Origin of the sequence: Bacillus sp. FSL M7-1345 (assembly GCF_038006985.1) — a bacterium.
Classification (GTDB): Bacteria; Bacillota; Bacilli; order Bacillales; family Bacillaceae_G; genus Bacillus_A; species Bacillus_A cereus_U.
Genome location: NZ_JBBOWG010000001.1, coordinates 3,574,661 through 3,600,903, shown reverse-complemented (window position 1 = coordinate 3,600,903; position 26,243 = coordinate 3,574,661). Strand labels below are relative to the sequence as shown.

The following is a 26,243-nucleotide window of genomic DNA, read 5'->3' as shown; positions in this document are numbered from 1 at the left end:
ATGGCTCAAATGACAATGATTCAAGCAATCACTGATGCTTTACGCGTTGAAATGAAAAATGATCCTAACGTACTTGTGTTTGGTGAAGACGTTGGTGTAAACGGCGGAGTATTCCGTGCTACTGAAGGTTTACAAGCTGAATTCGGTGAAGATCGTGTAATGGATACTCCACTTGCAGAGTCTGGTATTGGTGGACTTGCAGTTGGACTTGCACTTGAAGGCTTCCGTCCAGTTCCAGAAATCCAATTCTTCGGTTTCATTTATGAAGTAATGGATTCAGTTTCTGGTCAATTAGCTCGTATGCGTTACCGTTCTGGTGGACGTTGGACTGCTCCAGTAACAATTCGTTCTCCATTCGGTGGTGGCGTTCATACTCCAGAACTACATGCTGATAGCTTAGAAGGATTAGTGGCTCAACAACCTGGTCTAAAAGTTGTTATTCCATCTACTCCATACGATGCAAAAGGTCTTTTAATCTCTGCGATTCGTGACAACGATCCAGTTATCTACTTAGAGCATATGAAATTGTACCGTTCATTCCGTCAAGATGTACCAGAAGGCGATTACACAATTGATTTAGGTAAAGCTGATATCAAACGTGAAGGTACAGATGTATCTGTTATCGCTTATGGTGCTATGGTTCATGCTGCATTAAAAGCTGCTGAAGAACTTGAAAAAGAAGGTATCTCTTTAGAGGTTGTTGACTTACGTACAGTTCAACCATTAGATATCGAAACAATCATTGCTTCTGTTGAAAAAACAGGTCGCGTAGTTGTAGTTCAAGAAGCTCAAAAACAAGCTGGTATTGCAGCTAACGTTGTAGCGGAAATTAACGACCGTGCAATCTTAAACTTAGAAGCTCCAGTTGTTCGTGTTGCAGCTGCTGATACAGTATTCCCATTCTCTCAAGCTGAGAGCGTATGGTTACCAAACCATAAAGATATTGTTGAAGCTGTTAACAAAGTAATGAACTTCTAATTTTTAGTTTTTCATGTGCAAAAGAAATCAGCACATGCTGGTTTCTTTTGTACATATTCCATAATAATGAAATGAATCAGGGGGCTGAATTCCGTGGCATTTGAATTTAAACTACCAGATATCGGTGAAGGTATCCACGAAGGTGAAATCGTAAAATGGTTTATTAAACCAGGCGATGAAGTAAATGAAGACGATGTACTTCTTGAAGTGCAAAATGATAAAGCAGTAGTAGAAATCCCTTCTCCTGTTAAAGGTAAAGTACTTGAAGTACTTGTAGAAGAAGGAACAGTTGCAATAGTAGGAGATACATTAATTAAATTTGATGCTCCTGGATACGAAAACCTTAAATTTAAAGGTGACGATCATGATGAAGCTCCAAAAGCTGAAGAAGCAGCAGTAGAAGCTCCAGCAGCGGAAACTACTCCAGCAGCAACTGCAGAAGTAGTAAATGAGCGTGTAATCGCTATGCCATCTGTTCGTAAATATGCTCGTGAAAAAGGTGTAGATATTCATAAAGTAGCTGGTTCTGGTAAGAACGGCCGTGTTGTGAAAACTGACATCGATGCATTTGCAAATGGTGGACAAACTGTAGCAGCAACTGAGGCTCCAGCAGCAGTAGAAGCTACTCCAGCAGCAGCAGCGAAAGAAGAAGCACCAAAAGCACAGCCAATCCCAGCTGGTGAATATCCAGAAACTCGTGAGAAAATGAGTGGTATCCGTAAAGCGATTGCGAAAGCAATGGTTAACTCTAAGCATACAGCTCCTCACGTAACATTAATGGACGAAGTAGATGTAACAGAACTTGTTGCTCACCGTAAGAAGTTCAAAGCTGTTGCAGCTGACAAAGGTATTAAATTAACTTACCTTCCATACGTTGTAAAAGCTTTAACATCTGCATTACGTGAATTCCCAATGTTGAATACTGCTTTAGACGATGCTTCTCAAGAAATCGTTCATAAACATTACTTCAACATCGGTATCGCAGCTGATACAGACAAAGGTCTATTAGTACCAGTTGTTAAAGATACAGATCGTAAATCTATCTTTACTATCTCTAACGAGATCAATGAACTTGCTGGTAAAGCACGTGACGGTCGTTTAGCTCCAACTGAAATGAAAGGTGCTTCTTGCACAATTACAAACATTGGTTCTGCAGGTGGACAATGGTTCACTCCAGTTATCAATCACCCAGAAGTAGCAATCCTTGGTATCGGCCGTATCGCTGAGAAACCAGTTGTGAAAAACGGTGAAATCGTTGCAGCTCCAGTATTAGCATTATCTCTAAGCTTTGACCATCGTTTAATTGACGGCGCAACTGCTCAAAAAGCATTAAACCAAATTAAACGTCTATTGAATGACCCACAATTATTAGTAATGGAGGCGTAATAACAATGGTAGTAGGAGATTTCCCAATTGAATTAGATACAGTCGTTGTTGGTGCAGGTCCTGGTGGATACGTTGCGGCAATTCGTGCAGCACAATTAGGTCAAAAGGTAGCGATTATTGAAAAAGCTAACCTTGGTGGCGTATGCTTAAACGTTGGATGTATTCCTTCAAAAGCGTTAATCAATGCAGGTCATCGTTATGAGAATGCAATGCATTCTGATGACATGGGTATCACTGCAGAGAACGTAAAAGTTGACTTTACAAAAGTTCAAGAATGGAAAAACGGCGTAGTTAAGAAATTAACTGGCGGTGTTGAAGGCCTTCTTAAAGGTAACAAAGTTGAAATCATTCGCGGTGAAGCTTACTTCGTAGATGCTAACACATTACGCGTAATGACTGAAGATGCAGCACAAACTTATACGTTTAAAAATGCTGTTCTTGCAACTGGTTCTACACCAATCGAAATTCCTGGATTCAAATACTCTAAACGTGTTATCAACTCTACAGGCGCTTTAAGCTTACCTGAAATTCCTAAAAAACTTGTTGTAATCGGCGGCGGTTACATCGGTATGGAATTAGGTACTGCATATGCTAACTTCGGTACAGAAGTTACTGTAGTAGAAGCTGGCGACGAAATCTTAGCTGGTTTCGAAAAAGCTATGAGCTCTGTTGTTAAACGTGCTCTACAGAAAAAAGGTAACGTAAATATCCATACAAAAGCTATGGCTAAAGGCGTTGAAGAAACAGAAACTGGCGTAAAAGTTAGCTTTGAAGTTAAAGGTGAAATCCAAACTGTAGAAGCAGATTACGTATTAGTAACTGTAGGTCGTCGTCCAAACACTCAAGAAATCGGTCTTGAGCAAGTTGGAATTAAAATGACTGACCGTGGCATCATCGAAATTGATGAGCAATGCCGTACAAATATTTCAAACATCTATGCAATCGGTGATATCGTTCCTGGACCACCATTAGCTCACAAAGCTTCTTACGAAGGTAAAGTAGCTGTTGAAGTAATTAGTGGCCATGCATCAGCAATCGATTACATCGGAATTCCTGCAGTATGCTTCACTGATCCAGAATTAGCATCTGTTGGTTACACTAAGAAACAAGCTGAAGAAGCAGGAATGACAGTAGCTGTATCTAAGTTCCCATTCGCTGCAAACGGTCGTGCGTTATCATTAAACAGCACTGACGGTTTCTTACAACTTGTAACACGTAAAGAAGATGGTCTTCTTGTAGGTGCACAAGTTGCAGGTACAGGTGCTTCTGATATTATCTCTGAGATTGGTTTAGCTATCGAAGCTGGAATGACAGCTGAAGATATCGCTCAAACAATCCATGCTCACCCAACATTAGGTGAAATCACAATGGAAGCAGCTGAAGTTGCTCTTGGAATGCCAATTCACATTGTAAAATAATTTAAGTAATGTAAATAACCCATCTCTTATTTAAAGAGATGGGTTATTTTTATTTTCATAAAATGACTTGCAAGGTCTTTATATGTACTTGTCGAATGAATATATAATACTTTAAATGAATCGTTAGAATATATGCCGTTGTATAATATGTAATTGATTCAAACTTAATCCCATATATTAATAAAATAGAGCATGTCAAAGGAGAAGGTTCCATGAAAATATTACATGTTATATTTTATCATTTTCTATTATGGAGTGGTTTTTCCGTTGTATTAACATTATCGAATGGTGATAAGTTTCATTATAAAGTAATACTTTTTTTCGTATTTCTTTATTTAGCATATGTAATTGCATGTTTTCTATTACACGTAAGGAAGCAGGCTTTATTACTTACGTGTTCGAATTGTATACTCTTTTTAATTCTATTCTCTATTTTTAAAAATTAACGTTTATAGAAATACATTGTTCTTCCATTAAATAGTTGTAACTCTCCTTCTAATTTCTTCGCTAGAAAACGGCTAAATTCATTTGCTTTTCCTTTATCACCAAATGTTGCTGTAGTAGGTAAAGAAACCTGAATGAAAGATTGTTCCTTTTCTATTCCAATCCCCACATAAATAGAATCATATCGATCGTGACTTGATTGGAGTTTTAATGTTGTTGCTGATGTGTCTAATATTTCATAAGGAAAAGCTGTATTTGTATAAGCATAATTAATTTGATCACCAGTCTTGGAAGTAACGGTTTTATAGTTATGAAAAAGGTGTTTTACATCTTCTATTGAAACAGATTGTTGATTAGATTTAGGTACAAGTGTGATAAAGGCGTGTTGCATACAAATTCCCCCCCCTAGTTTAGTAGAATAATATCATTCTACATCCTACTGAATTTTTTGACAATTAAAAGGAGTATTACTTTTTTTGTTTAATATATTATGAATAGGAAGTGTTATTTAGAAAGGTGGAAACTCATGTTTGAAAAATTGTATGATGAGCATGAAAGTGTGAAGGTACGATTTTTAGGATTTATGACGCATGATACACGTTATGATTTTGGAGTTATTTATACAAATATGTTTTTTGGAAAGCCACTTATTGTTTGTATGCAAACAGGGAGATCTACTTTGCTTGGGCGAGATGATGTAGAAAATGTTCCATATATACAAGAAACTTTTAAGTTAGGATCGGAAGAGGAGGCGGAGGAATTAGCTCAGTTTTTTAAATTTCTTGTTCCGTCTACTTCTTTGCATGCGGAGTATGAAGAATAATTAACAAGAAACAGTCGTATGTATGAAATATGGCTGTTTTTTTGTGTTAATATCGCATACTAATTTAATTTTAAAATATTTAATGTGTTATACTAAAAACCTATTGACGTAAAAAGTATAACATATTAAAATAAAGACAGAAAGTTAAGCGGTTACAAAAGTTTTTGGGATTATAAACTTAGGGGGAAATGAAAAATGGGAACAATCGTATGTCAAGATTGTGAAGGTACAATTGCACACTTCGAGGATGAGAAAGTAACGGTACTTTACGGGAAATGTGGATCTTGCGGATGTGAGCACACAGAACATACAAAAGCCCAATAATTGATAGGAAATGGACAACTAAAAGTTTTTAGGACCATAAACTCAGGGGGAAATGAAAATGGGAACAATCGTATGCCAAGTTTGTGAAGGAACAATCGGACATTTTGAGGATGAGAAAACGACAGTACTTTATGGAAAATGTGGTTCAAATTGTGACTGTGCTAGTAGAGACAATGCGAAAGCTTAATCATATATAAGTAGATTATTCTTAAAACTCAGGGGGAAATGAAAATGGGAACAATCGTATGCCAAGTTTGTGAAGGAACAATCGGACATTTTGAAGATGAAAAATCAACAGTACTTTATGGGAAATGTGGATCTCATTGCGAATGTGACCATACAGAACATACAAAAGCTTAATAATTAAGAAAAAACGCCTACACATGTAGGCGTTTTTTTAATAGATTGTAGTTGTATGTCCGACTGTTGCAACGATTGCATCATCTCTAATAGGAATAAATCCTATTGATGTTTGTGGCGTGTTAGGAGAGGCATATTGACTCATCATACGGCTATCAATACGAGTAATAAAATCGGTTAAATAAGCTGAAATAAAAGCATAAGGAATCCTTCGTTCATTCAATGAATAAATAATTTCCTCTTTCGTTTTTACGCCTACGCCATGTCCGTAAAAAAAGAAGTTTCCTAGATAGATTGTATTTTCTCCTTGCCACTCAATCGTAGCTGGATTAACTTGTGGGTTTTTAAAGTAAACGAGGTCACCTGGAACGATATCGCCACTCGTTTTTGTTATGAGCTTTAAGTCGCGATCGTAGTCCCATGTATAAAGTAAGAGGTTTGCGAATAGACGGTTGAAAGTTTTTTCCTCATATAATGATAGTAATGCTTTGTAAAAAATGATAATCATTGCGGTGGCACATTCAGTTCCATATAGTTTTCCGTTTTTAAAAATATCTTGGATGGCAATAGAGGATGGTACGTTTGGGAGTAGTTGAAATCCGCCAAGTGATGTTCTTTCCCAAAACTGAGGGTTGCAAAAAGATTGTTGAAATGTACGAAACTGAAAGCCACTTTGAAAAAGTTCTAGCGCGGAAGTAATAATATTAACTCGTAAATTAAGATCAAAGCTGAGTTCATCGGCTGTTCGGAAGGAATGAACTTCTTGATTTCCAGCCATTATGGATAAAATCTGTTGTTTTTCAGCTGCAAATGGCTCATATTCATTTGTGATATAAGGGTGTACAATAGAACGGCCTATCACAATCATAATGGTATCCCCACCTATACGTTACAGATTTCGCGATACGGGAAATCCCATATTGGACTTTAATCCGCCTTTAAGCATAGGATGAAAGTATCGCTTTTTCATAGAAAAACATTTATATTTTGGTATACGTTAACTATAGACAAGTACAAGTCTTTAAAACGCCAATGTGTTCCTTGAATAAAAGATATCATATGGAGTTCGATAGCCGAATTCAAGCATGATATGTGTCGTCAAGAACAAAGCGCTAAAACACTTGAACACGAATCTGTACGGTTAGTACCGTAGCTCACGAACCTATACGGTCTGTTGTGAGAGTGGTGATGGCACACCGCAATCTAGCGCGTCAGCGATACCAGAAATGGACTTCGCCTTTTATAGCAAGAGTCCCACTGACGTTAGTCAGCTGGCCCCATTAGGGGTGGGAATGTCAAATTCTTTAGTATCGTATGAAAAAAAGAGAAAAAAGGTGAAAGAAAAGCCTATCAACTGATAGGCTTGTACTCTTTAATAACACGTAATGTTTGTAATGTCATATCTTCGGGACCTTGTACAGGTAACCCAGCTTCTAAATTTTTACGAATATACTCTAAGTTATCTTGTGTAATAATTTCCCCCGGAGTAAAGATTGGAATCCCTGGCGGATAAACCATAACAAAATCAGCTATAATACGACCTGCTGCGTTTTCAAATGGAATGACTTCTGTTTCTGAATAAAAAGCATCTCTAGGAGAAAGTGCTAGCACAGGTATTTCTGGTATTTCTACTTGTACCTGAACACCTTTATCTGCTCTATTTCCATATGTTGCTGCTAAATCTTGTAATGCTGTAATAAGTATATCTGTTTCACTTTCTGTATCTCCAAATGTGATAAGACAAAGTATGTTATATAAATCAGAGAGTTCTACTTCAATGTTGTAATGTTCTCTAAGCCATACTTCAGCCTGATGGCCTGTAATACCTAAATCTTTTACAGATACAATTATCTTTGTAGGATCATAGTTAAAAGTAGCATCTGTACCTAGCATCTCTTTTCCAGGACAATAAAGATGCTCAATAACATTTATAGCATCACGAACATGTTCAGCTAATTGTATTGTTTGTTCTATGAGAGCTGTTCCTTCTGTAGCAAGACGTTTTCTGGCAACATCAAGAGATGCTAACAAAATGTAAGAAGTTGATGTAGTCGTAAGCATGCTAATAATGGATTGAACATGTTTTACGTTAACAAGACCCTCTTTTACATTAAGAATAGAGCTTTGGGTTAAAGACCCTCCTAATTTGTGAACACTTGTTGCTGCCATATCTGCACCTGCTTGCATAGCTGACATCGGCAGTTCATCATGAAAATGGATATGAACACCGTGAGCTTCATCAACAAGTACAGGAATATCGTAAGAATGAGCTAATTCTACAATCTGCTCTAAATCTGCAGCAAATCCAAAATATGTTGGATTTATAACAAGTAAGCCTTTCGCATCTGAGTGCTCTTCAAGAGCTTTTTTGACAGATTGAATTGTGATCCCATGTGAAATACCGAGCTTCGGATCAATCTCAGGATGCATGAAAATTGGTTTTGCACCTGAGAAAATAATAGCTGACATTACTGATTTATGCACATTCCGTGGCACGAGGATTTTATCCCCAGGACCGCACACGCTCATCACCATTGTCATAATTGCACCACTTGTACCTTGAATAGAAAAGAACGTATGATCTGCACCGAAAGCAGCGGCTGCTAAATCCTGTGCTTCTTTAATCATACCTTTTGGATGATGTAAATCATCGAGCGGCGCAATATTAATTAAATCAATTGCTAATGCATTATGCCCAATAAATTCGCGAAATGTAGGATCCATGCCCTGTCCTTTTTTATGACCAGGAATATGGAATTGAACTGGATTTCGCTTACTGTGCTCAACTAAAGTGGTAAACAATGGTGTTTCGTATTGGGACAATCTATACACCCCTTCTTCTTCGTAATATTTATTAGAGTTTGTTTTATATGATTTCATCTCATTCTAAAAGGAAATTAAGATGACAAACTTTTAGAACTTGACTTGTTTTTCTGCCATTCGCAAGCGTCTTTTTGGGGATGGTAGTCTCACTTTATTCTCTATAAAACACAAGCATTATATCACCAATAATTATAGATGTATAGAAAAATCTCATTTTCAAGGTGAGTATGTTTAATAGTTATATTTTAAATAATACAAAGAGGAAGACAATTCCATCGAAATGGATAAATGGTGTATAATGCAGAGTGGCTATAGTGAGGAATAAAAGGTTCTCTTAAAGGTAGCATAATGGAAAAAGAAAGAATACTGAATGAGGTGCAAAAATGGAATATCAATATCCACTTGATTACGATTGGTCAAACGAAGAAATGGTAGCAGTTGTAAAGTTTTATGAAGCGATTGAAAAGGTATATGAAAAAGGAGTTTTGAGAGAAGATTTGATGGAATTATATCGTCGTTTTAAAGAGATTGTGCCATCAAAGGCAGCGGAGAAAACAATTGATAAAGAATTTCAAGAAGTAAGTGGATATTCTATATATCGTACGATTCAAAGAGCAAAAGAAGTAGCGGAAAAAAAGATTGTTAAAATGTAAAAATATTTTGAAAAATAAAATACAAAGTGCTATAATGTGATAACAACTAAAAACGGACAATATAAATTGTCCGTTTTCTACTATCGATTTATCGATTAGAAATCGCATATAAAGGAAGGAGTGATTGCATCGTAGATTCAATCTTAGCAAGGAATTGTTCGTTGGTCATTGCTGAAAACTCCTCTGGTGATATATGAATACCGACTAATAATTCTGCTTTTTTCACAGTAGCTAAACGTTCAATCATCTTTTGTAAGTCTTCCGTTTCAAGCGTTTTATGTGATTTTACACCTGGTTTAGTATGGTCAATGGACCAAACGAAGTCATTTGGAATATTTGTTTTTAAATCATTTAAATGTTCTAAGAAGGCGTGAGCCGTCTCCACTTTTTGTGGACACTCATAGATTAAACCAAAGTATATGAAGGCATGAGTACCCCATAAACCAATTTGGAAGTGTGGTAACATTTTATATCCACGTTTATTTGTTGAAAAAGCAACCCAAGTATCGTTTGGTGGATTGACTTTGCGGCGTGCATGTTTTGCTACATGGTAGAAAAAGTTTTCATCGGTTTGTTGTGATAAATATTCTGCAAACTGTTCCCCTAAAGCTTCTAGCTTAGGATGAATATTCGTTTTAATTGCGCTCATTCGTTCTTCAAGACCATCAACAGTAAAGACTTCAAAATCAGTTGATGTGAATGTTTGTAGTGTCATGATTGTTCCTCCAACTCCTATTTTGTTTTAATTTTAGCATAGCTTGTACTATTCATAAAAAAAACAGCACAAAAAAATTTAAATAAAAAAATATAATTGTGTTGCATAGATGATTTATCCAACATAGTATAGTATAAAACAAAAAATCAGAAAATTGAATCAATTCTAGTCCGAGGGCAGACGAATATTGGGAGGAGGCAAAAAAATGAGACAGGTGATTAATGCGTTAAAGAGAACAGATGCTGAAAAGAGAATTCCGGTGCTACGTTTGGAGCTAGATTATGAATTAGCAACTTTATATGATGCGATGATGGATAACGACAACCAGAAAAAAGAAGAGTGCGTACAAAAATTAGAAGTGTTAAGACTTGAAATGATCCGTTTAGAAGCGTAATAATAGTATATGTATAAATAATTAGTTGGTGCGAACCTTATAAAGGGTTCGTTTTTTCTGTGAACAGTATAGATCGGAGTGTTTAAACATGCAAGAAGTATGGAAAGACATCGATACACACGCGAAACAGTGGATTCGAGAAGCGGGAGAACATTTAATGGCGTCACTGAAAAAAACACTTATTATAGAAACAAAGTCAAATGCAGCTGATCTAGTAACAAACATGGACCGAGAAACGGAGCAGTTTTTAATTGGGAAAATTAAAGAAACATTCCCGGCTCATAATATTTTAGGAGAAGAAGGCTACGGAGATGAGATTACCTCTTCTAATGGGGTTGTTTGGTTAATTGATCCAATTGACGGCACGATGAACTTTGTTCATCAAAAAAGGAATTTCGCAATCTCAATCGGGATTTATGAGAACGGTATCGGAAAGATTGGTCTTATTTATGATCCAGTTCATGACGAACTATATCATGCGGTAAAGGGAGAAGGGGCTTTTTGCAATGATTTAGCTATTCCCATGTTGGAAAAAGGAACGGTAGAGCATGGAATTATAGCTTTGAATGCGATATGGCTTACTGATAATCCATTGCTTAATATGGAAAAAATGATGATGCTCGTTAAGAAGGCGAGAGGTACGAGGTCATATGGTTGTGCAGCGTTAGAAATGGTATATGTTGCAACGGGAAGATTAGATGCATATGTAACACCGCGCTTATCGCCATGGGACTTTGGCGGGGGACAGATTATTGTAGAAGAAGTTGGCGGTAAAGTGACAACGTTCTTGGGAACACCTCTTTCTATTGTAGAGAAAAGCAGTGTGTTAGTTGCAAAACCAGGAGTATACGAAGAATTATTACCATTTGTATCGCAATAATAAAAAAAAGTAAGAGGCATAAAGAAGCTTCTTACTTTTTAATGTTATTGCGATTTACGCATTTTTCTTTTTGTTACAAAACCGTATCCGACTGTAACAAATGTGCCGATAATGCAAATGATAATGCCGATGGGACTATTTTCAGCAATCATAATTCCGATACCAATTAAGAAGATAACACCGATAATTGCTGTTAATAAAAAGCGATATTGAATGTGTTCCATTTCTTCACCCTCCAATCTCATTTTACTTTCACAAAAGTAAGAATACAACTATATTTTCATTCTTGATTTTATTTTGATTGCCATTGTATCCCCTTCGCTCTTATAATAGAGAAGGATTAAAAAGACATTAGGAGTTGGACATGTTGAAAAAACGACAAGATTTACGAAATATAGCAATTATTGCCCACGTTGACCATGGTAAAACAACACTTGTTGACCAGTTATTACGTCAAGCGGGGACGTTCCGTGCGAATGAACATATTGAAGAACGCGCAATGGACTCAAATGATCTAGAAAGAGAACGTGGTATTACAATTTTAGCGAAGAATACTGCGATTCACTATGAAGATAAAAGAATTAACATTTTAGATACACCTGGTCACGCTGACTTCGGTGGAGAAGTAGAACGTATCATGAAAATGGTTGATGGTGTTCTACTTGTTGTTGATGCATATGAAGGTTGTATGCCACAAACACGATTTGTTTTAAAGAAAGCTCTTGAGCAAAACTTAACTCCAATCGTTGTTGTAAACAAAATTGACCGTGACTTCGCTCGCCCTGATGAAGTAGTTGATGAAGTAGTTGACTTATTCATCGAACTTGGTGCAAACGAAGATCAATTAGAGTTCCCAGTTGTATTTGCATCAGCAATGAACGGAACAGCAAGCTTAGATTCAAATCCAGCAAATCAAGAAGAGAATATGAAATCATTGTTTGACACAATTATTGAACATATTCCAGCACCAGTTGATAACAGCGAAGAGCCACTTCAATTCCAAGTAGCACTTCTTGATTACAATGACTATGTTGGTCGTATCGGGGTTGGACGCGTATTCCGTGGTACAATGAAAGTAGGACAACAAGTTGCATTAATGAAAGTTGACGGAAGTGTAAAACAATTCCGTGTAACTAAATTATTTGGTTACATTGGATTAAAACGTCAAGAAATTCAAGAAGCAAAAGCTGGAGATTTAGTAGCTGTTTCAGGTATGGAAGACATTAACGTAGGTGAAACGGTATGTCCGGTTGAGCATGAAGAGGCTTTACCATTATTACGTATTGATGAGCCAACACTACAAATGACATTCCTTGTAAATAACAGCCCATTTGCAGGTCGTGAAGGTAAATTCATTACATCTCGTAAAATTGAAGAGCGTCTTCGTTCACAATTAGAAACAGATGTAAGTTTACGTGTAGATAATACAGATTCTCCTGATGCATGGATCGTATCTGGACGCGGGGAATTACATTTATCTATCTTAATTGAAAACATGCGTCGTGAAGGTTATGAACTACAAGTATCTAAGCCTGAAGTAATTATTAAAGATGTCGATGGCGTAAGAAGTGAGCCTGTAGAGCGCGTACAAATCGATGTGCCTGAAGAATACACTGGTTCTATTATGGAATCAATGGGTGCACGTAAAGGTGAAATGTTAGATATGGTGAATAACGGAAACGGTCAAGTTCGCCTTACTTTCATGGTTCCAGCACGTGGTTTAATTGGTTACACAACAGAATTCCTAACATTAACTCGTGGTTATGGTATTTTAAACCACACATTTGATTGCTACCAACCAGTACATGCTGGACAAGTGGGTGGACGTCGCCAAGGTGTTCTAGTTTCACTTGACGCAGGAAAAGCATCACAATACGGTATTATGCAAGTTGAAGATCGCGGTGTAATCTTCGTTGAACCAGGTACAGAAGTATATGCTGGTATGATCGTTGGAGAACACACACGTGAGAATGATTTAACAGTTAACGTTGTAAAAATGAAACAACAAACTAACATTCGTTCTGCGACGAAAGATCAAACTTCAACAATGAAAAAACCACGCTTAATGACTTTAGAAGAGTCATTAGAGTACTTAAACGATGACGAGTTCTGTGAAGTAACTCCAGAATCAATTCGTCTACGTAAAAAGATTCTTGATAAGAGTGAGCGCGAAAGAGCTGCTAAGAAAAAGAAATCTGTTGAAGCATAAAATAATAGAACAGCTACCTTTATAAAAGGTAGCTGTTTTTTTGTTTTATGTTTATTTTTTTTGAATATTTACTCTTTTTTGTGGACAGTATTTTTTTTGCGAGTTACTCTTGTATTAAGTACATAAAAGAGAATTTGTTTCATGAGGAGAGGTGAAAGATAGTGTTAGAAAGAATGTCATTTTTCGCGAAACTTTGTAAAGTTGATGAAAATCCAGAGGTAGGGATGTGGTTGCTTTATGGAACAATAATTTTATTAAGTGCACTTGTATATAATTTAGGATTTGCAAGGAAGCTATCGGTACTAAAAAATATAGTGATATATACATCTTTAGCAATTGGATGCACGGTATTAACTTTTTTTGCAGTTTTTTTACCCGTTGGAGAGGGGCTCGTTGTAGCGGCAATTGTACTTGGAATTTATAGACTGCGTTTACGTCAAGCCAAACAACAAAAAACAGGGTGAGAAAAGGAGGGGCTTTCATGCGCTCAGTACAAGATGCATTATATAATTGGTTAACAATTAAAACGGTTGCGGAAGCACGTCCAGATGATAGCGCTGCACAAGAAACGTATGTATTATTTCAAAATATGATATATGAAGAGCATAAATTACGAAATGTAGAAGTTGAAAAGAACGAGGAAATGTATTTGATTACATATGAAATTGATGGAGAAATAAGGTGTGCAAGATTTCCGGTAGAAGCCATTGATTGTTTTTTGGATCAGATGAATCGTGAACCAGAAAAATACAAATAAGTCCTTATCTATATGATTAAGGACTTATTTCCGGTTTACCAATCGTCTTCTACTTTTTTATCACGATATAATCGGAAATTACCACTCGCATGGCGTTCCATAGTACGCTCTGCAATTCGTTCCGTACATTCCATGCACATATATGTATGAATAGGGCGATTACGCAGTTTTTTTGCCATAGGATTTTCGTCATCTAACATATCTTTTTTATCACAAATCATACATTTGACTCTCATTTCGTCACCTCAATACGAATTCTATCAGTATAAGTATATCATGGAAGTATAATGTTTTTGAATAATAGCGGGAAAAAATAATATTTTCGCAATTCGAAAAATAGGTTATGATAAGGATATATAAATAATATTTGGAGGTGGAAATATGGCGAATGTAGTTGAGCCTACATTGACAGGTGATTTAGTACAATCTTTGCGTAAAGAGTGTATCGTTATGATAGCAACAATAGATTTCGAAAAACAAATTCCTAACGTAAGTGCTATTTCTTGGGTATATGCAGTGAGTGAAACTAGTATTCGATTTGCGGTAGATCAACGCTCACGTATTGTGGGGAATATACGGCATAGTGCAGGGGTTGTATTGACTATAATGGCGAATGAATCCGTATTTTCCATAAGTGGTGAAAGTAAAATTTTAACAGATAGAATGGAAGGGATTCCTCTAAAATTAACGGTAGTAGAAGTGAATGTACAAGAAGTTCGTGATGTTATGTTTTATGGTGCGAAACTTGCTACTGAACCAACATATGAAAAAACATATGATCTTCGAGCTGCTAAAAAGCTTGATAATCAAGTATTAGTAGGAATGAAAGAATTATAAAGAAGATGAATAGGAACATCGTTCATAAACTTTTATAAGTGAGTATTGTGATTTAATGTGAAAAATTATAATAAAAAGTAATATATTGAATAGAAATGAATAAAAAATAAAGAAAAGGTTTAATTTCTATGAATTTCGATTCTACCTCGTTTTTACGGTACATATAATTATAACAATGGTTCGTCCATATTTTATGGATGAAACCCTTGTTCTACAAATTTAAAAGTGGAGTCAGGGGGTAACAGGTTGGATAAAATTTATGTGTTAGATACGAATGTACTTTTGCAGGATCCTTTATCTATTTTTTCATTTGCAACAAATGAAGTAGTGATTCCAGCAGTTGTATTAGAAGAGGTTGATTCGAAAAAACGTTATATGGATGAAGTAGGACGAAATGCTCGCTATGTATCTAAGTTAATCGACAAATTTCGCGAAATAGGAAAGCTGCATGAAAGTATTCCGTTAGAAAACGGCGGTACATTTCGTATTGAATTAAATCATCGCTCATTTGTTCAACTGCAAGATATTTTTGTAGAAAAAACAAATGATAATCGAATTTTAGCGGTAGCGAAAAACCTCTCTTTAGAAGAACAAGAAAAAGAGGACGGAAAATCAGTTATTTTAGTAAGTAAAGATGTACTCGTAAGGGTAAAAGCTGATGCAATCGGATTGCAGGCCGAAGATTATTTAAGTGACCGAGTAATCGAAGTGGAAAATATATATTCAGGATTTTTAGAAGGGTATATATCAAAAGAACAGTTAGATTATTTTTATGAAAAAGGTGAACTACCTTTATCTGAAATCGCAAATCATCCTTTTTATCCAAATCAGTTTGTTGTAATGAAAGATGCACTAGGGGGTTCTAGCTCTGCACTTGGGATTGTGGATCATTTAGGTAAGAAGGTAAAAAAACTTATTTTTCACAATGAGCAAGTGTGGGGGATACGCCCACGAAACGTGCAGCAAATTATGGGGTTGGAATTGCTACTTCGGGAAGATATTCCACTTGTAACGTTAACAGGGAAAGCCGGTACAGGAAAAACGTTACTTGCATTAGCTTCGGGACTAATGCAAACGGAAGATTTAGGGTTATATAAAAAACTACTTGTCGCGAGACCAATTGTACCGGTAGGAAAAGATATAGGCTATTTACCAGGAGAGAAAGAGGAAAAATTAAGACCGTGGATGCAGCCGATTTTTGATAATCTAGAGTATTTATTCAATACGAAAAAGCCTGGGGAGCTAGATGCTATTTTAGCTGGAATGGGTTCGATTGAAGTAGAAGCGCTTACCTATATACGCGGGAGAAGTATTCCAGATCAGTTTATTATTATTGACGAGGCACAAAATTTAACGAAGCATGAAGTGAAGACGATATTAACAAGGGTAGGCGAAAAAAGTAAGATTGTATTAATGGGGGATCCTCAGCAAATTGATCACCCGTATTTAGATGAATATAATAATGGTTTAACATACGTTGTAGAGAAGTTTAAAGAACAACGTATTAGTGGTCATGTAAAGTTTGTTAAAGGAGAGCGTTCTAATTTAGCACAACTAGCAGCGGATTTATTATAAAAAGGAGTGAGCCTAAGCTCACTCCTTTTTTTTCTTTTAATTATACAATTTAAATGATTGTAAATTTACGGATGTTACGAATCGGGTTTTGTCTATTAGATCCATCATGGAAATATAGATGAACAGGCCCGTCTTCTCGTAATGGTTTACCTTCTTTTGAAAAACCGAGAATAGCTTTATGGGCTGTTTCTAACGGAAGTGTAATTGTATTGTCTGTGGTTTCAATTTCGACTTGAGTAGCATCTTCTAAAATTTCAGCATTTTTAAGAAATGGATGAAGTGGTATGCCAAATGTCCCGTTAATAAGCTGTTCTTTTTTATATTTCTTTACACTTTGTTGTATTGGCGGGAAGGCAGCGCCATCACGGATTTCGCGATCCCAATGCTCTGAAGTATGTTTTAAGTATGTTTCTAATTCGGATGATTCTTCTCTAGTTTCATCAAAGTAAGTTGTCAAATCTATTTTTCGATCATCGAAAATCCATACAGTTGGATCGATAGTGATTGGAAAACGAACTTTTCCATTAATAAATAAAATTTCGCTCATTGTTGTTCCCCCATTTGTGTTATACTCCCACTTTTCAGTATAATAGTATTAGGCACTGTTGTCACAAAAAATGTTTCTATTGCAATTTATTAAAACTATCGCTAATATTAATAGATATGAGAGAGTAGGACGGAAACGGAGGGAATCAATTTGGCGTCTGAGACAGTATCAAATCATCAGGAAAAGGCACTAGCCCTTCTACAAGCGGATGCAGAGAAGATTTTAAGACTTATTAAGGTACAAATGGACAATCTTACAATGCCGCAATGTCCATTATATGAAGAAGTATTAGACACACAAATGTTTGGACTATCCCGCGAGGTCGATTTTGCGGTTCGCCTTGGTCTTATTGCAGAAGAACAAGGGAAAGCCATGTTAGGAGAGCTCGAACGTGAGTTGTCTGCACTTCATGAAGCGTTTACAAACAAACAACAATAACGGGTTCAAATAAGGGGGCTCAAACTGAAATAGTTTGGGCTTTTTATTTGTATAATAAAGAAGGAAGAACCTATATACATATGGAATACAACAATAATTAAATTGAAACAGAAAGAGGAAATGAAATGAAAAAAGTATGGAAATCGATGGATTATTCATTATTACTTCCTCTTGTTATCTTATGTGTGTTGGGAGTTATAATGGTATATAGTTCTAGTTCCATTGTTGCGATTTCGAGGCATAACTGGCCAGCAAATTACTTTTTTAAAAAACAATTAATTGCTTTAGCTATTGGAACGATAATGTTAGCGATTATCGTTGCTATTCCTTATAAGTTGTGGAGAAAGCGAATAGTTTTGATCGCAATGGGAATAGGGAGTATTGGTCTATTATCAGCAGCCTTGATTTTCGGTAAGGACGTAAATGGTGCAAAAGGATGGATATTAGGTATACAACCAGCTGAGTTTGTGAAAATAACGGTTATTATTACGTTAGCAAACTTTTTTGCTAAGAAACAAGAAACGCAAACAGCTTTTGTACAAGGGATAATTCCTCCTCTAGCTGTTGTTGGTGGAGCGATGGGATTAATTTTACTTCAAAATGACTTAGGTACCGATTTGTTAATTGCGGGAACGGTAGGAATTATGTTTCTTTGTTCGGGAGTCCGGATTAACTTATGGATTAAACGAATTGTTTTAACTTCTATAGTGTGGATTCCGGCACTATATTTTCTCGGAAATTATGCATTAAGCCCATATCAAAAGGCACGTTTTTCAGTTTTTCTTGATCCATTTAGCGATCCGCAAAAGGATGGATTCCAATTAATAAATTCATTTATTGGAATTGCTTCAGGAGAGCTAAACGGTAGAGGATTAGGGAACAGTGTCCAAAAATATGGCTACTTACCAGAACCGCAAACAGATTTTATTATGGCAATTATATCTGAAGAGCTAGGTTTTATTGGTGTAGCTGTTATTTTGATTTGCTTGTTACTCATTATTATTCGTTCATTTAGAATTGCACAAAAGTGTAAAGATCCGTTTGGAAGTTTAATAGCTATCGGAATTGCAAGCTTGCTTGGAGTTCAAACTTTTATAAATGTCGGTGGTATGTCGGGGTTAATACCGCTTACAGGGGTACCGTTACCGTTTGTTAGTTACGGTGGGAGTTCCTTATTAGCTAATCTACTTGCAATGGGCATATTATTAAATATTGCTAGTCAAGTCAAACGACAAGAGAAACAACAAAATGAAATGACTAAAGAAATAGAACAAGGTGGACCACATCTTGTTGTTGTAAAATAAAAAACACATTGAACTCTAGAGTTCAATGTGTTTTTTATTTTGTTAGGTTTCAAATGTGATATAATATTGATTCTTTTAAAATGAAAAGTATATTACATTTAAGTGAATGTGATATACAATAGTGTTGTTAGAAAAGGAAGAGGTATGCTATACTATTTTTGTGAAACAAATTGATCAGAAAACTTATCATTTGTTGAAAAATAAGGTATGATGGATAAAAATAAAGTGAAGCTTTCTAAGTATAATATAATGTAGAAAGTGAAGAACTTCACGCTCTTTAGAGTGTGTATGTATTTTATCTCTAGAGTGGTAAGAAAATAGAGGGGGAAAATCATGACAAAGCTGCAACGTATTCAAAAAGTATTGGTAGCTAACCGTGGAGAGATAGCAATTCGTGTGTTCCGAGCATGTTCAGAACTGGGATTAAACACAGTTGCGATCTATTCTAAAGAGGATAGCGGTTCTTATCATCGCTATAAAGCCGATGAGTCCTATTTAGTTGGGGAAGGGAAAAAGCCAATTGATGCTTATCTAGATATTGAAGGCATTATTGAGATTGCGAAAAGTAATCATGTAGATGCAATCCACCCTGGATATGGTTTCTTGTCAGAAAATATTCAATTTGCAAAACGTTGTGAAGAAGAAGGGATTATCTTTATCGGTCCAAAAAGTAAGCATTTAGACATGTTTGGAGATAAAGTTAAAGCAAGAACACAAGCGCAGCTAGCACAAATTCCAATTATTCCTGGTAGTGATGGTCCAGTAGATTCAATAGAAGAAGTTAAAGAATTTGCTGAAAAGTATGATTACCCGATTATTATTAAAGCATCCCTTGGTGGCGGCGGTCGCGGTATGCGTATTGTACGTGCTAGTGAAGAATTAAGAGAATCGTATAATCGCGCGAAATCAGAAGCAAAAGCAGCCTTTGGTAATGATGAAGTGTACGTTGAAAAATTCGTTGAAAAACCTAAACATATAGAAGTACAAATTTTAGCAGATGAAGAAGGTAATGTTGTACATTTATATGAGCGTGATTGCTCTGTACAACGACGCCATCAAAAAGTAGTTGAAATTGCACCGAGCGTGTCGCTTTCAGATGATTTGCGCCAGCGTATTTGTGATGCTGCAGTAAAGTTAACGAAAAATGTAAATTATTTAAATGCTGGAACAGTTGAATTCCTAGTGAAAGATGATGAATTTTACTTTATTGAAGTAAACCCACGTGTTCAAGTAGAACATACAATTACAGAAATGATTACAGGAATCGATATTGTTCAATCACAAATTTTAATTGCAGATGGACATGCTTTACATAGCAAGATGGTAAGTGTGCCGAAACAAGAAGAGATTATTGTGCATGGTTATGCAATTCAATCTCGTGTAACGACAGAAGACCCACTTAATAACTTTATGCCTGATACAGGGAAGATTATGGCGTATCGATCAGGCGGTGGCTTTGGTGTGCGTCTTGACACAGGTAATAGTTTCCAAGGTGCAGTTATTACACCGTACTATGACTCTTTACTTGTAAAAGTTACAACTTGGGCGCTTACTTTTGAACAAGCTGCTGCAAAAATGGAACGTAATTTAAAAGAATTCCGTATTCGTGGCATTAAAACAAATATTCCATTCTTAGAGAATGTAGTAAAACATAGAAACTTCTTATCGGGAGAGTATGATACTTCGTTTATTGACGCGTCACCTGAACTGTTCTTGTTCCCGAAACGTAAAGACCGCGGAACGAAAATGTTAAATTACATTGGTACAGTAACAGTAAATGGTTTCCCAGGAGTAGGGAAAAAAGAGAAACCAATTTTCCCGGATGCTCGTATACCGAATGTACTACACTCAGAGCCAATCCAAAATGGAACGAAACAAATTTTAGATGAACGTGGAGCGGATGGATTAGTAAAGTGGGTACAAGATCAAAAGCGTGTACTTTTAACGGATACAACATTCCGTGATGGGCATCAGTCATTACTTGCAACGCGTGTTCGTACAAAAGATTTACATCATATTGCAGAGCCGACAGCGAGAATGTTACCAAACTTATTCTCAGCGGAAATGTGGGGCGGTGCAACGTTTGATGTTGCGTATCGCTTCTTAAAAGAAGATCCATGGGAACGATTACTAGATCTTCGTGAAAAAATGCCAAACGTTTTATTCCAAATGTTACTTCGTTCTTCAAACGCAGTTGGATACAAAAACTATCCAGATAATTTAATTCAAAAATTTGTAGAATGTTCCGCGCAAGCTGGAATTGATGTGTTTCGTATTTTTGATAGCTTAAACTGGGTAGAAGGTATGAGAGTTGCAATTGATGCTGTACGAGATACTGGTAAAATTGCAGAAGCAACAATGTGTTACACAGGAGACATTCATGATCCGTTACGCAGTAAATATGATTTAAATTATTATAAAAATTTAGCAAAAGAGTTGGAAGCATCAGGAGCTCATATTTTAGGGATTAAAGATATGGCGGGCTTATTAAAGCCAAACGCAGCATATGATTTAGTTTCAGCACTAAAAGAGACGGTGTCGATTCCAATTCACCTGCATACACATGATACGAGCGGAAATGGTATTTTAACGTATACGAAGGCAATTGAAGCAGGCGTTGATATTGTCGATGTAGCGGTGAGTTCTATGGCTGGTCAAACGTCACAACCGAGTGCGAATACACTATACTATGCGTTAGGCGGAAATGAAAGACAACCAGATGTTAATATAGACTCATTAGAAAAACTATCTCATTATTGGGAAGATGTACGTAAATATTATGCACCATTTGAAAGTGGTATGAACGCTCCTCACACAGAGGTATATATGCACGAAATGCCAGGTGGACAATATAGTAATCTTCAACAACAAGCGAAGGCGGTTGGTTTAGGAGATCGCTTTGATGAAGTTAAAGTGATGTACCGTCGTGTTAATGATATGTTTGGAGATATTGTAAAAGTAACACCATCATCTAAAGTTGTCGGTGATATGGCATTATTTATGGTTCAAAACCATCTGACAGAACAAGATATTTTAGAGCGTGGAGATTCTATGGACTTCCCAGGATCTGTTGTTGAAATGTTCTCTGGAGATTTAGGTCAACCATATGGTGGTTTCCCGAAAGAATTACAAAATATTATTTTAAAAGGGAAAGAGCCGTTGACAGTAAGACCAGGTGAATTATTAGAGCCAGTAGATTTTGATGCTTTAAAAGAAGAGTTATTCCACAAACTTGGACGCGAAGTAACAATTTTTGATGTAGTCGCATATGCATTGTATCCAAAAGTGTTTATGGACTACGAAAAAGTTGTTGGGCTTTATGGAAATGTATCTGTGCTTGATACACCTACTTTCTTCTATGGAATGAGACTTGGTGAAGAAATTGATGTAGAAATCGAACAAGGTAAAACATTGATGGTTAAACTAGTTTCCATTGGAGAACCGCAGCCAGATGGAAATCGTGTGCTTTACTTGGAATTTAATGGACAACCGCGTGAAATCGTAGTGAAAGATGAAAGCGTGAAATCAACTGTTGCACAGCGTGTGAAGGGGAATCGTGAAAATCCAAATCATATTAGCGCAACGATGCCGGGAACTGTTATTAAAGTAGTTGTAAAAGAAGGCGATGAAGTGAAAAAAGGTGATTCCATGGCAATTACAGAAGCGATGAAAATGGAAACGACGGTTCAAGCGCCATTCAGTGGTAAAGTGAAAAAAGTATATGTAAATGATGGGGATGCAATTCAAACGGGAGATTTACTCATTGAATTAGATCATTAAAATAAAGAAAAAGAGCTGTGCGAAAGCAGCTCTTTTTTGTGTGTAAATAATACCTTGCCGAATTGGCAAGGTATTAAAGTTTTACTTTATTTTGTTTTGTTTAGAAGTTGATTCAGTTTCTTTTGCATTGACTGTACTTCTTGTACCTATCATAACTAAATAGCATAGTACAGCAAACAGGCAAGAAATGAAGAGTGAATGTAATAATGCCATCGCTAAACTAGCATTTGTAAATACGACTAAAATCCCTACTATAGCTTGAAGTGTAACAAGGATAAATGAAATAATCCATCCCCAGTATACTACACGCTGCTGCTTGTAATGACGAATAGCTATAAACATCGCGTAAAGTATCCAAACGAATATTAACATCGCTGCAACTCTATGCCCCATTTGGACCCACTCATGTAGTTGAGTTGGCATAGGTCTGTTTTTACTACATAAAGGGAAGTCTGGACAGGCTAAGGTAGCTCGTTCGTGACGTACTAAAGCTCCTGTGTAGACAACAATATAACTGTAAATTGTTACACCATAAATATGAAATTTCATTTTTTTGTCCATAATAAGTGAACGTGCATCAAATTTCTGATCAATTTCAAAAATAAGACACGTTAACAAGATGACAGAAGCAAATGAAATTAAGGAAATACCGAAGTGAATAGCTAATACTGCAGGCATTTGTCCCCAAACAACTGCTGCCGCCCCCATTAATGCTTGTGCAACTAAAAATACGAAGGATAAAATTGCTAACGTTTTTGTTTCGCGCACATGTTTATAATATTTCCAGGACAAGATACAAAGAAGAGTAACAAGGATTCCTGCTGATCCCGATGTTAAGCGGTGACTTAGCTCAATAATAGTTTCCATTGATAAATTAGATGGAAACCATTCACCGTTACAAAGTGGCCATGATTTGCCGCATCCTTGGCCTGAACCTGTTTTTGTAACTAAAGCGCCTCCTAGTAAAACTACTAATAAATCGAGACTTGTAATGACTGCTAACCATTTAATAAAGCGTTGCAATCTCTTTCACCATCTTTCTGCTATGAAGTTATTGCGAAATATTTTCATTCCATTATGTATAGAATAAAACGTGCTACAGTCCTATGATATATAAAAAATAATAAAATAGCAAAGAAATGGAGGGCGAGGACAACCTACGTAGTATAAAGAAAAAAATGGGATTTTAAATACATATTTTAGGTGAAATTCAGGCTGTTTTGAAAAGAAATGGGGAGAATACATGCTAAATATGACAAAATAGTTTATTATAGAAGATAACATCATGTTATGATAAGGATAAATTGGAATAAAGTTTTTTAATGTTCGACACAAAAAGTTCATGTTTTCTTCACAAAATGTTCGGGAAATGTGATTTAATATATTGGAGTATGGGCGTAGATTAGTAGTAGAATGGGTTAACAATATTTCTACTGTAATAATATTGCTGTATAGAAGCGAAATATTTCACATGAAATATGTGCTTAGAAAGATGATAGGTTTAAGAGGGGGTTAAAGTGATGAACCATGCAACAAGTGAGCTGCATGATGAGTCAGCTGTTTCAAGTGTACCGGAAACAACTCGGTTACAAGATTTATCAGCGCTCGTTAAAATGGGGATTGTAAACTCAAATACACTTACTGTATTTACAGGATTTTGGTTGGCTTTACATTTTAATGGATTGAGTGTTATGGACAATCTAGATAAGCTATTTTTCACAATCGTTGGTTCTGCATTAATTATGGCTGGGGTATGTTGTTTAAATAACTACATTGACCGAGATATCGATCCATTAATGGAAAGAACAAAAAACCGTCCAACGGTAACAGGTAAATATAAACCTGGCTTTGCACTTGCATTTGGACTTGTAATTTTACTTCTTGGCTTTGCATTTTTATTACTTACTACACCGATGGCAGTGTTAATCTCATTTATTGGTGCCTTCACGTATGTTGTTTTATATACGTTATGGACGAAGAGAAAATATACGTTAAATACTGTTGTAGGTAGTATATCAGGAGCAGTTCCACCTTTAATTGGATGGGCGGCAATTGATCCGTCTTTAAATCATCCAATTGCTTGGATGTTATTTTTAATTATGTTTATTTGGCAAATCCCACATTTCCTCGCATTAGCGATGAAGCGTGTTGATGAATATCGAAATGCAGGAATCCCAATGCTTCCTGTTGTACAGGGATTTGATATTACGAAACGTCAGATTATGATTTGGACAGTATGTTTATTACCACTACCATTTTATATGAGTGGGCTTGGAATAACATTCATGGTAATTGCAACATTGCTTAACATCGGATGGATCGCATTAGGGTTTTATGGCTTCCGTAAGCAAGATGACATCAAGTGGTCCGTAAAAATGTTTGTTTATTCCCTGAATTACTTAACAATCTTATTTGTGTCAATGATTGTAGTTACATTCTTCTAAGACAACGACATAATTGGATTTCTTTACGTTGAGATTTACTTTACTTAACTATAAAGTACAATCTAATTCACAAAGAAAGTGGGGGTTGTTTGTATGAAGAAACAGTGGCGACTGCTTTCGTTCGTTTCACTGCTGGCTTTACTGTTAGGGGGATGCGGTAAAGCTTTTCAGTCTACTTTAATTCCGCAAGGGGAAGTAGCAAAAATGCAATATGATTTGCTCTTGCTAGCGAGTGCAATCATGGTAGGAGTAGTACTTGTAGTTACTATTATTTTCTTATATGTAATTGTGCGTTTCCGACAAAAAAAGGGTGAGGAAGATTATATTCCAGAGCAAGTTGAAGGAAATCACAAACTAGAAATTATATGGACAGTTATTCCGATTATTCTTTTGTTAATCTTGGCTGTTCCGACTGTTACATATACATTCAAGCTTGCTGATGTAAGTGCGATGGAGAAAAAGAATATTGATAAAGATACTATCGTTGTTGATGTAACAGCGAATCTTTATTGGTGGGAATTTTCTTATAAATCAGAAAAAATAGTAACTTCTCAAGATTTAGTTATCCCCACAGGTAAGAAAGTGTATTTGAATTTGAAGGGTGCCGATATTAAACATTCGTTTTGGGTTCCATCTTTAGCTGGGAAAATGGATACAAATACAGATAATGTAAACAAAATGTGGTTAAAGGCAGATAAATCGGGCACTTATAATGGTTTTTGCACAGAATTTTGTGGCCCATCACATTCTTTAATGCAGTTCAAAGTGAAAGCTCTGGATGAAAGCGAGTACAAAAAATGGCTTGCTGACATGAAGAAGATTGATGGGAAAAAAGAAGTAGCTTCTACAAAGGCGCAAGAAGGTCAAGAAATATTTAATAAAAGCTGTATTGGTTGTCATGCAGTTGGATCAAATGATAGTAGACCACCTTCTGCTCGTATCGCACCGAACTTAGCAAACTTTGCAGATCGCGATATGGTTGCTGGTATTGCCGAAAATAATGAGGAGAACTTAAAAAAATGGCTCAAAGATCCTGAAAATATGAAACCAGGTAATAAAATGACTGGTAAATATGGCAACTTAACGGATGATCAAATTAATGCATTAAATGCATATTTACAAACGTTAAAGATTGAAAAGTAAAGAGGGATCAT

Annotated in this window: 29 protein-coding genes; 21 read left to right on the top strand and 8 right to left on the bottom strand. The window is 36.2% G+C overall.

Annotated features, from left to right (window positions below; genetic code table 11):
- The 4 genes from pdhB (at position 1) to MHB76_RS18655 (ending at position 4,228) form a co-directional block, all read left to right on the top strand.
- Positions 1–978 (top strand): pyruvate dehydrogenase complex E1 component subunit beta, encoded by a 978-nt coding sequence (gene pdhB, locus MHB76_RS18670; protein ID WP_000068162.1) that lies wholly within the window; start codon positions 1–3, stop codon positions 976–978.
- Between the two features lie 93 nt (positions 979–1,071).
- Positions 1,072–2,364 (top strand): pyruvate dehydrogenase complex dihydrolipoyllysine-residue acetyltransferase, encoded by a 1,293-nt coding sequence (pdhC, locus tag MHB76_RS18665; RefSeq protein ID WP_002033838.1) that lies wholly within the window; start codon positions 1,072–1,074, stop codon positions 2,362–2,364.
- A 5-nt stretch (positions 2,365–2,369) separates the two neighbouring features.
- Positions 2,370–3,782, top strand: a complete 1,413-nt coding sequence (lpdA, locus tag MHB76_RS18660; protein ID WP_002145997.1) for a dihydrolipoyl dehydrogenase — start codon at positions 2,370–2,372, stop codon at positions 3,780–3,782.
- 212 nt (positions 3,783–3,994) lie between these two features.
- A complete protein-coding gene (locus MHB76_RS18655; RefSeq protein WP_002160677.1) occupies positions 3,995–4,228 on the top strand; it encodes a hypothetical protein in 234 nt (77 codons plus the stop codon).
- On the opposite strand, the gene MHB76_RS18650 is transcribed toward MHB76_RS18655, so the two are convergent.
- Positions 4,225–4,617, bottom strand: a complete 393-nt coding sequence (locus MHB76_RS18650) for a DUF1885 family protein (protein ID WP_002014853.1) — start codon at positions 4,615–4,617, stop codon at positions 4,225–4,227. The genes MHB76_RS18655 and MHB76_RS18650 overlap by 4 nt on opposite strands.
- A gap of 135 nt (positions 4,618–4,752) precedes the next feature.
- Here MHB76_RS18650 and MHB76_RS18645 point away from each other — a divergent pair, with 135 nt between their 5' ends.
- The 4 genes from MHB76_RS18645 (at position 4,753) to MHB76_RS18630 (ending at position 5,733) form a co-directional block, all read left to right on the top strand.
- Complete coding sequence (locus MHB76_RS18645; protein ID WP_000462037.1) at positions 4,753–5,049, top strand: DUF3055 domain-containing protein; 297 nt, start codon at positions 4,753–4,755, stop codon at positions 5,047–5,049.
- Between the two features lie 195 nt (positions 5,050–5,244).
- Positions 5,245–5,373 (top strand): GapA-binding peptide SR1P, encoded by a 129-nt coding sequence (locus MHB76_RS18640; protein WP_002111499.1) that lies wholly within the window; start codon positions 5,245–5,247, stop codon positions 5,371–5,373.
- A gap of 58 nt (positions 5,374–5,431) precedes the next feature.
- Complete coding sequence (locus tag MHB76_RS18635) at positions 5,432–5,560, top strand: GapA-binding peptide SR1P (RefSeq protein ID WP_002033839.1); 129 nt, start codon at positions 5,432–5,434, stop codon at positions 5,558–5,560.
- A 44-nt stretch (positions 5,561–5,604) separates the two neighbouring features.
- Positions 5,605–5,733 carry a GapA-binding peptide SR1P gene (locus MHB76_RS18630; protein WP_002111497.1) on the top strand — a complete coding sequence of 43 codons (129 nt, stop codon included), beginning with the start codon at positions 5,605–5,607 and terminating at the stop codon, positions 5,731–5,733.
- 37 nt (positions 5,734–5,770) lie between these two features.
- Here MHB76_RS18630 and MHB76_RS18625 read toward each other — a convergent pair whose 3' ends face one another.
- On the bottom strand, positions 5,771–6,601 hold the full coding sequence (locus MHB76_RS18625; protein ID WP_002160678.1) for a protein-glutamine gamma-glutamyltransferase: 831 nt from the start codon (positions 6,599–6,601) through the stop codon (positions 5,771–5,773).
- Between the two features lie 482 nt (positions 6,602–7,083).
- Positions 7,084–8,556: an arginine decarboxylase gene (gene speA, locus MHB76_RS18620; RefSeq protein ID WP_002160679.1), complete on the bottom strand. Its 1,473-nt coding sequence runs from the start codon at positions 8,554–8,556 to the stop codon at positions 7,084–7,086.
- Between the two features lie 383 nt (positions 8,557–8,939).
- Here speA and MHB76_RS18615 point away from each other — a divergent pair, with 383 nt between their 5' ends.
- Complete coding sequence (locus tag MHB76_RS18615; RefSeq protein WP_002146003.1) at positions 8,940–9,209, top strand: UPF0223 family protein; 270 nt, start codon at positions 8,940–8,942, stop codon at positions 9,207–9,209.
- Positions 9,210–9,297: 88 nt separating this feature from the next.
- Here MHB76_RS18615 and MHB76_RS18610 read toward each other — a convergent pair whose 3' ends face one another.
- The gene (locus MHB76_RS18610) at positions 9,298–9,924 is read right to left on the bottom strand and encodes a YktB family protein (RefSeq protein WP_002160680.1); all 627 of its coding nucleotides are present in this window, start codon (positions 9,922–9,924) and stop codon (positions 9,298–9,300) included.
- A 205-nt stretch (positions 9,925–10,129) separates the two neighbouring features.
- On the opposite strand from MHB76_RS18610, the gene MHB76_RS18605 reads away from it, so the two are divergent.
- Together MHB76_RS18605 and MHB76_RS18600 are read left to right on the top strand one after the other, a co-directional pair.
- Positions 10,130–10,318, top strand: a complete 189-nt coding sequence (locus MHB76_RS18605) for a hypothetical protein (protein ID WP_002088326.1) — start codon at positions 10,130–10,132, stop codon at positions 10,316–10,318.
- Between the two features lie 88 nt (positions 10,319–10,406).
- The gene (locus tag MHB76_RS18600) at positions 10,407–11,198 is read left to right on the top strand and encodes an inositol monophosphatase family protein (RefSeq protein ID WP_078181626.1); all 792 of its coding nucleotides are present in this window, start codon (positions 10,407–10,409) and stop codon (positions 11,196–11,198) included.
- Positions 11,199–11,242: 44 nt separating this feature from the next.
- Here MHB76_RS18600 and MHB76_RS18595 read toward each other — a convergent pair whose 3' ends face one another.
- Complete coding sequence (locus MHB76_RS18595) at positions 11,243–11,422, bottom strand: DUF5325 family protein (RefSeq protein ID WP_000400127.1); 180 nt, start codon at positions 11,420–11,422, stop codon at positions 11,243–11,245.
- Positions 11,423–11,562: 140 nt separating this feature from the next.
- On the opposite strand from MHB76_RS18595, the gene typA reads away from it, so the two are divergent.
- From typA to MHB76_RS18580, 3 genes are all read left to right on the top strand, one after another.
- The gene (gene typA, locus MHB76_RS18590) at positions 11,563–13,407 is read left to right on the top strand and encodes a translational GTPase TypA (RefSeq protein WP_078172902.1); all 1,845 of its coding nucleotides are present in this window, start codon (positions 11,563–11,565) and stop codon (positions 13,405–13,407) included.
- Positions 13,408–13,568: 161 nt separating this feature from the next.
- Positions 13,569–13,871 (top strand): YlaH-like family protein, encoded by a 303-nt coding sequence (locus tag MHB76_RS18585; RefSeq protein WP_002160683.1) that lies wholly within the window; start codon positions 13,569–13,571, stop codon positions 13,869–13,871.
- 17 nt (positions 13,872–13,888) lie between these two features.
- The gene (locus tag MHB76_RS18580) at positions 13,889–14,164 is read left to right on the top strand and encodes a hypothetical protein (protein ID WP_002146008.1); all 276 of its coding nucleotides are present in this window, start codon (positions 13,889–13,891) and stop codon (positions 14,162–14,164) included.
- A gap of 35 nt (positions 14,165–14,199) precedes the next feature.
- Here MHB76_RS18580 and MHB76_RS18575 read toward each other — a convergent pair whose 3' ends face one another.
- Positions 14,200–14,400, bottom strand: a complete 201-nt coding sequence (locus MHB76_RS18575; RefSeq protein ID WP_002111485.1) for a YlaI family protein — start codon at positions 14,398–14,400, stop codon at positions 14,200–14,202.
- A gap of 145 nt (positions 14,401–14,545) precedes the next feature.
- On the opposite strand from MHB76_RS18575, the gene MHB76_RS18570 reads away from it, so the two are divergent.
- Entirely contained in the window at positions 14,546–15,001 is a 456-nt protein-coding gene (locus tag MHB76_RS18570; RefSeq protein WP_002160684.1) for a pyridoxamine 5'-phosphate oxidase family protein, read from the top strand.
- A 246-nt stretch (positions 15,002–15,247) separates the two neighbouring features.
- Complete coding sequence (locus MHB76_RS18565) at positions 15,248–16,576, top strand: PhoH family protein (RefSeq protein WP_002088317.1); 1,329 nt, start codon at positions 15,248–15,250, stop codon at positions 16,574–16,576.
- A 49-nt stretch (positions 16,577–16,625) separates the two neighbouring features.
- Here the strand turns inward: MHB76_RS18565 and MHB76_RS18560 are convergent, their stop codons facing one another.
- Positions 16,626–17,123 carry a hypothetical protein gene (locus tag MHB76_RS18560; protein ID WP_078172903.1) on the bottom strand — a complete coding sequence of 166 codons (498 nt, stop codon included), beginning with the start codon at positions 17,121–17,123 and terminating at the stop codon, positions 16,626–16,628.
- A 150-nt stretch (positions 17,124–17,273) separates the two neighbouring features.
- Here MHB76_RS18560 and MHB76_RS18555 point away from each other — a divergent pair, with 150 nt between their 5' ends.
- From MHB76_RS18555 to pyc, 3 genes are all read left to right on the top strand, one after another.
- Entirely contained in the window at positions 17,274–17,561 is a 288-nt protein-coding gene (locus MHB76_RS18555; RefSeq protein ID WP_000135698.1) for a YlaN family protein, read from the top strand.
- 125 nt (positions 17,562–17,686) lie between these two features.
- Complete coding sequence (gene ftsW / locus MHB76_RS18550; RefSeq protein ID WP_002160686.1) at positions 17,687–18,865, top strand: putative lipid II flippase FtsW; 1,179 nt, start codon at positions 17,687–17,689, stop codon at positions 18,863–18,865.
- A gap of 333 nt (positions 18,866–19,198) precedes the next feature.
- Positions 19,199–22,645, top strand: a complete 3,447-nt coding sequence (gene pyc, locus MHB76_RS18545; RefSeq protein WP_078172906.1) for a pyruvate carboxylase — start codon at positions 19,199–19,201, stop codon at positions 22,643–22,645.
- 81 nt (positions 22,646–22,726) lie between these two features.
- Here the strand turns inward: pyc and ctaA are convergent, their stop codons facing one another.
- On the bottom strand, positions 22,727–23,668 hold the full coding sequence (gene ctaA / locus MHB76_RS18540; protein ID WP_002160688.1) for a heme A synthase: 942 nt from the start codon (positions 23,666–23,668) through the stop codon (positions 22,727–22,729).
- Positions 23,669–24,165: 497 nt separating this feature from the next.
- On the opposite strand from ctaA, the gene ctaB reads away from it, so the two are divergent.
- Complete coding sequence (gene ctaB / locus MHB76_RS18535) at positions 24,166–25,089, top strand: protoheme IX farnesyltransferase (RefSeq protein ID WP_002111479.1); 924 nt, start codon at positions 24,166–24,168, stop codon at positions 25,087–25,089.
- 93 nt (positions 25,090–25,182) lie between these two features.
- On the top strand, positions 25,183–26,232 hold the full coding sequence (coxB, locus tag MHB76_RS18530) for a cytochrome c oxidase subunit II (protein ID WP_002088304.1): 1,050 nt from the start codon (positions 25,183–25,185) through the stop codon (positions 26,230–26,232).
- Positions 26,233–26,243 lie beyond the last annotated feature (11 nt).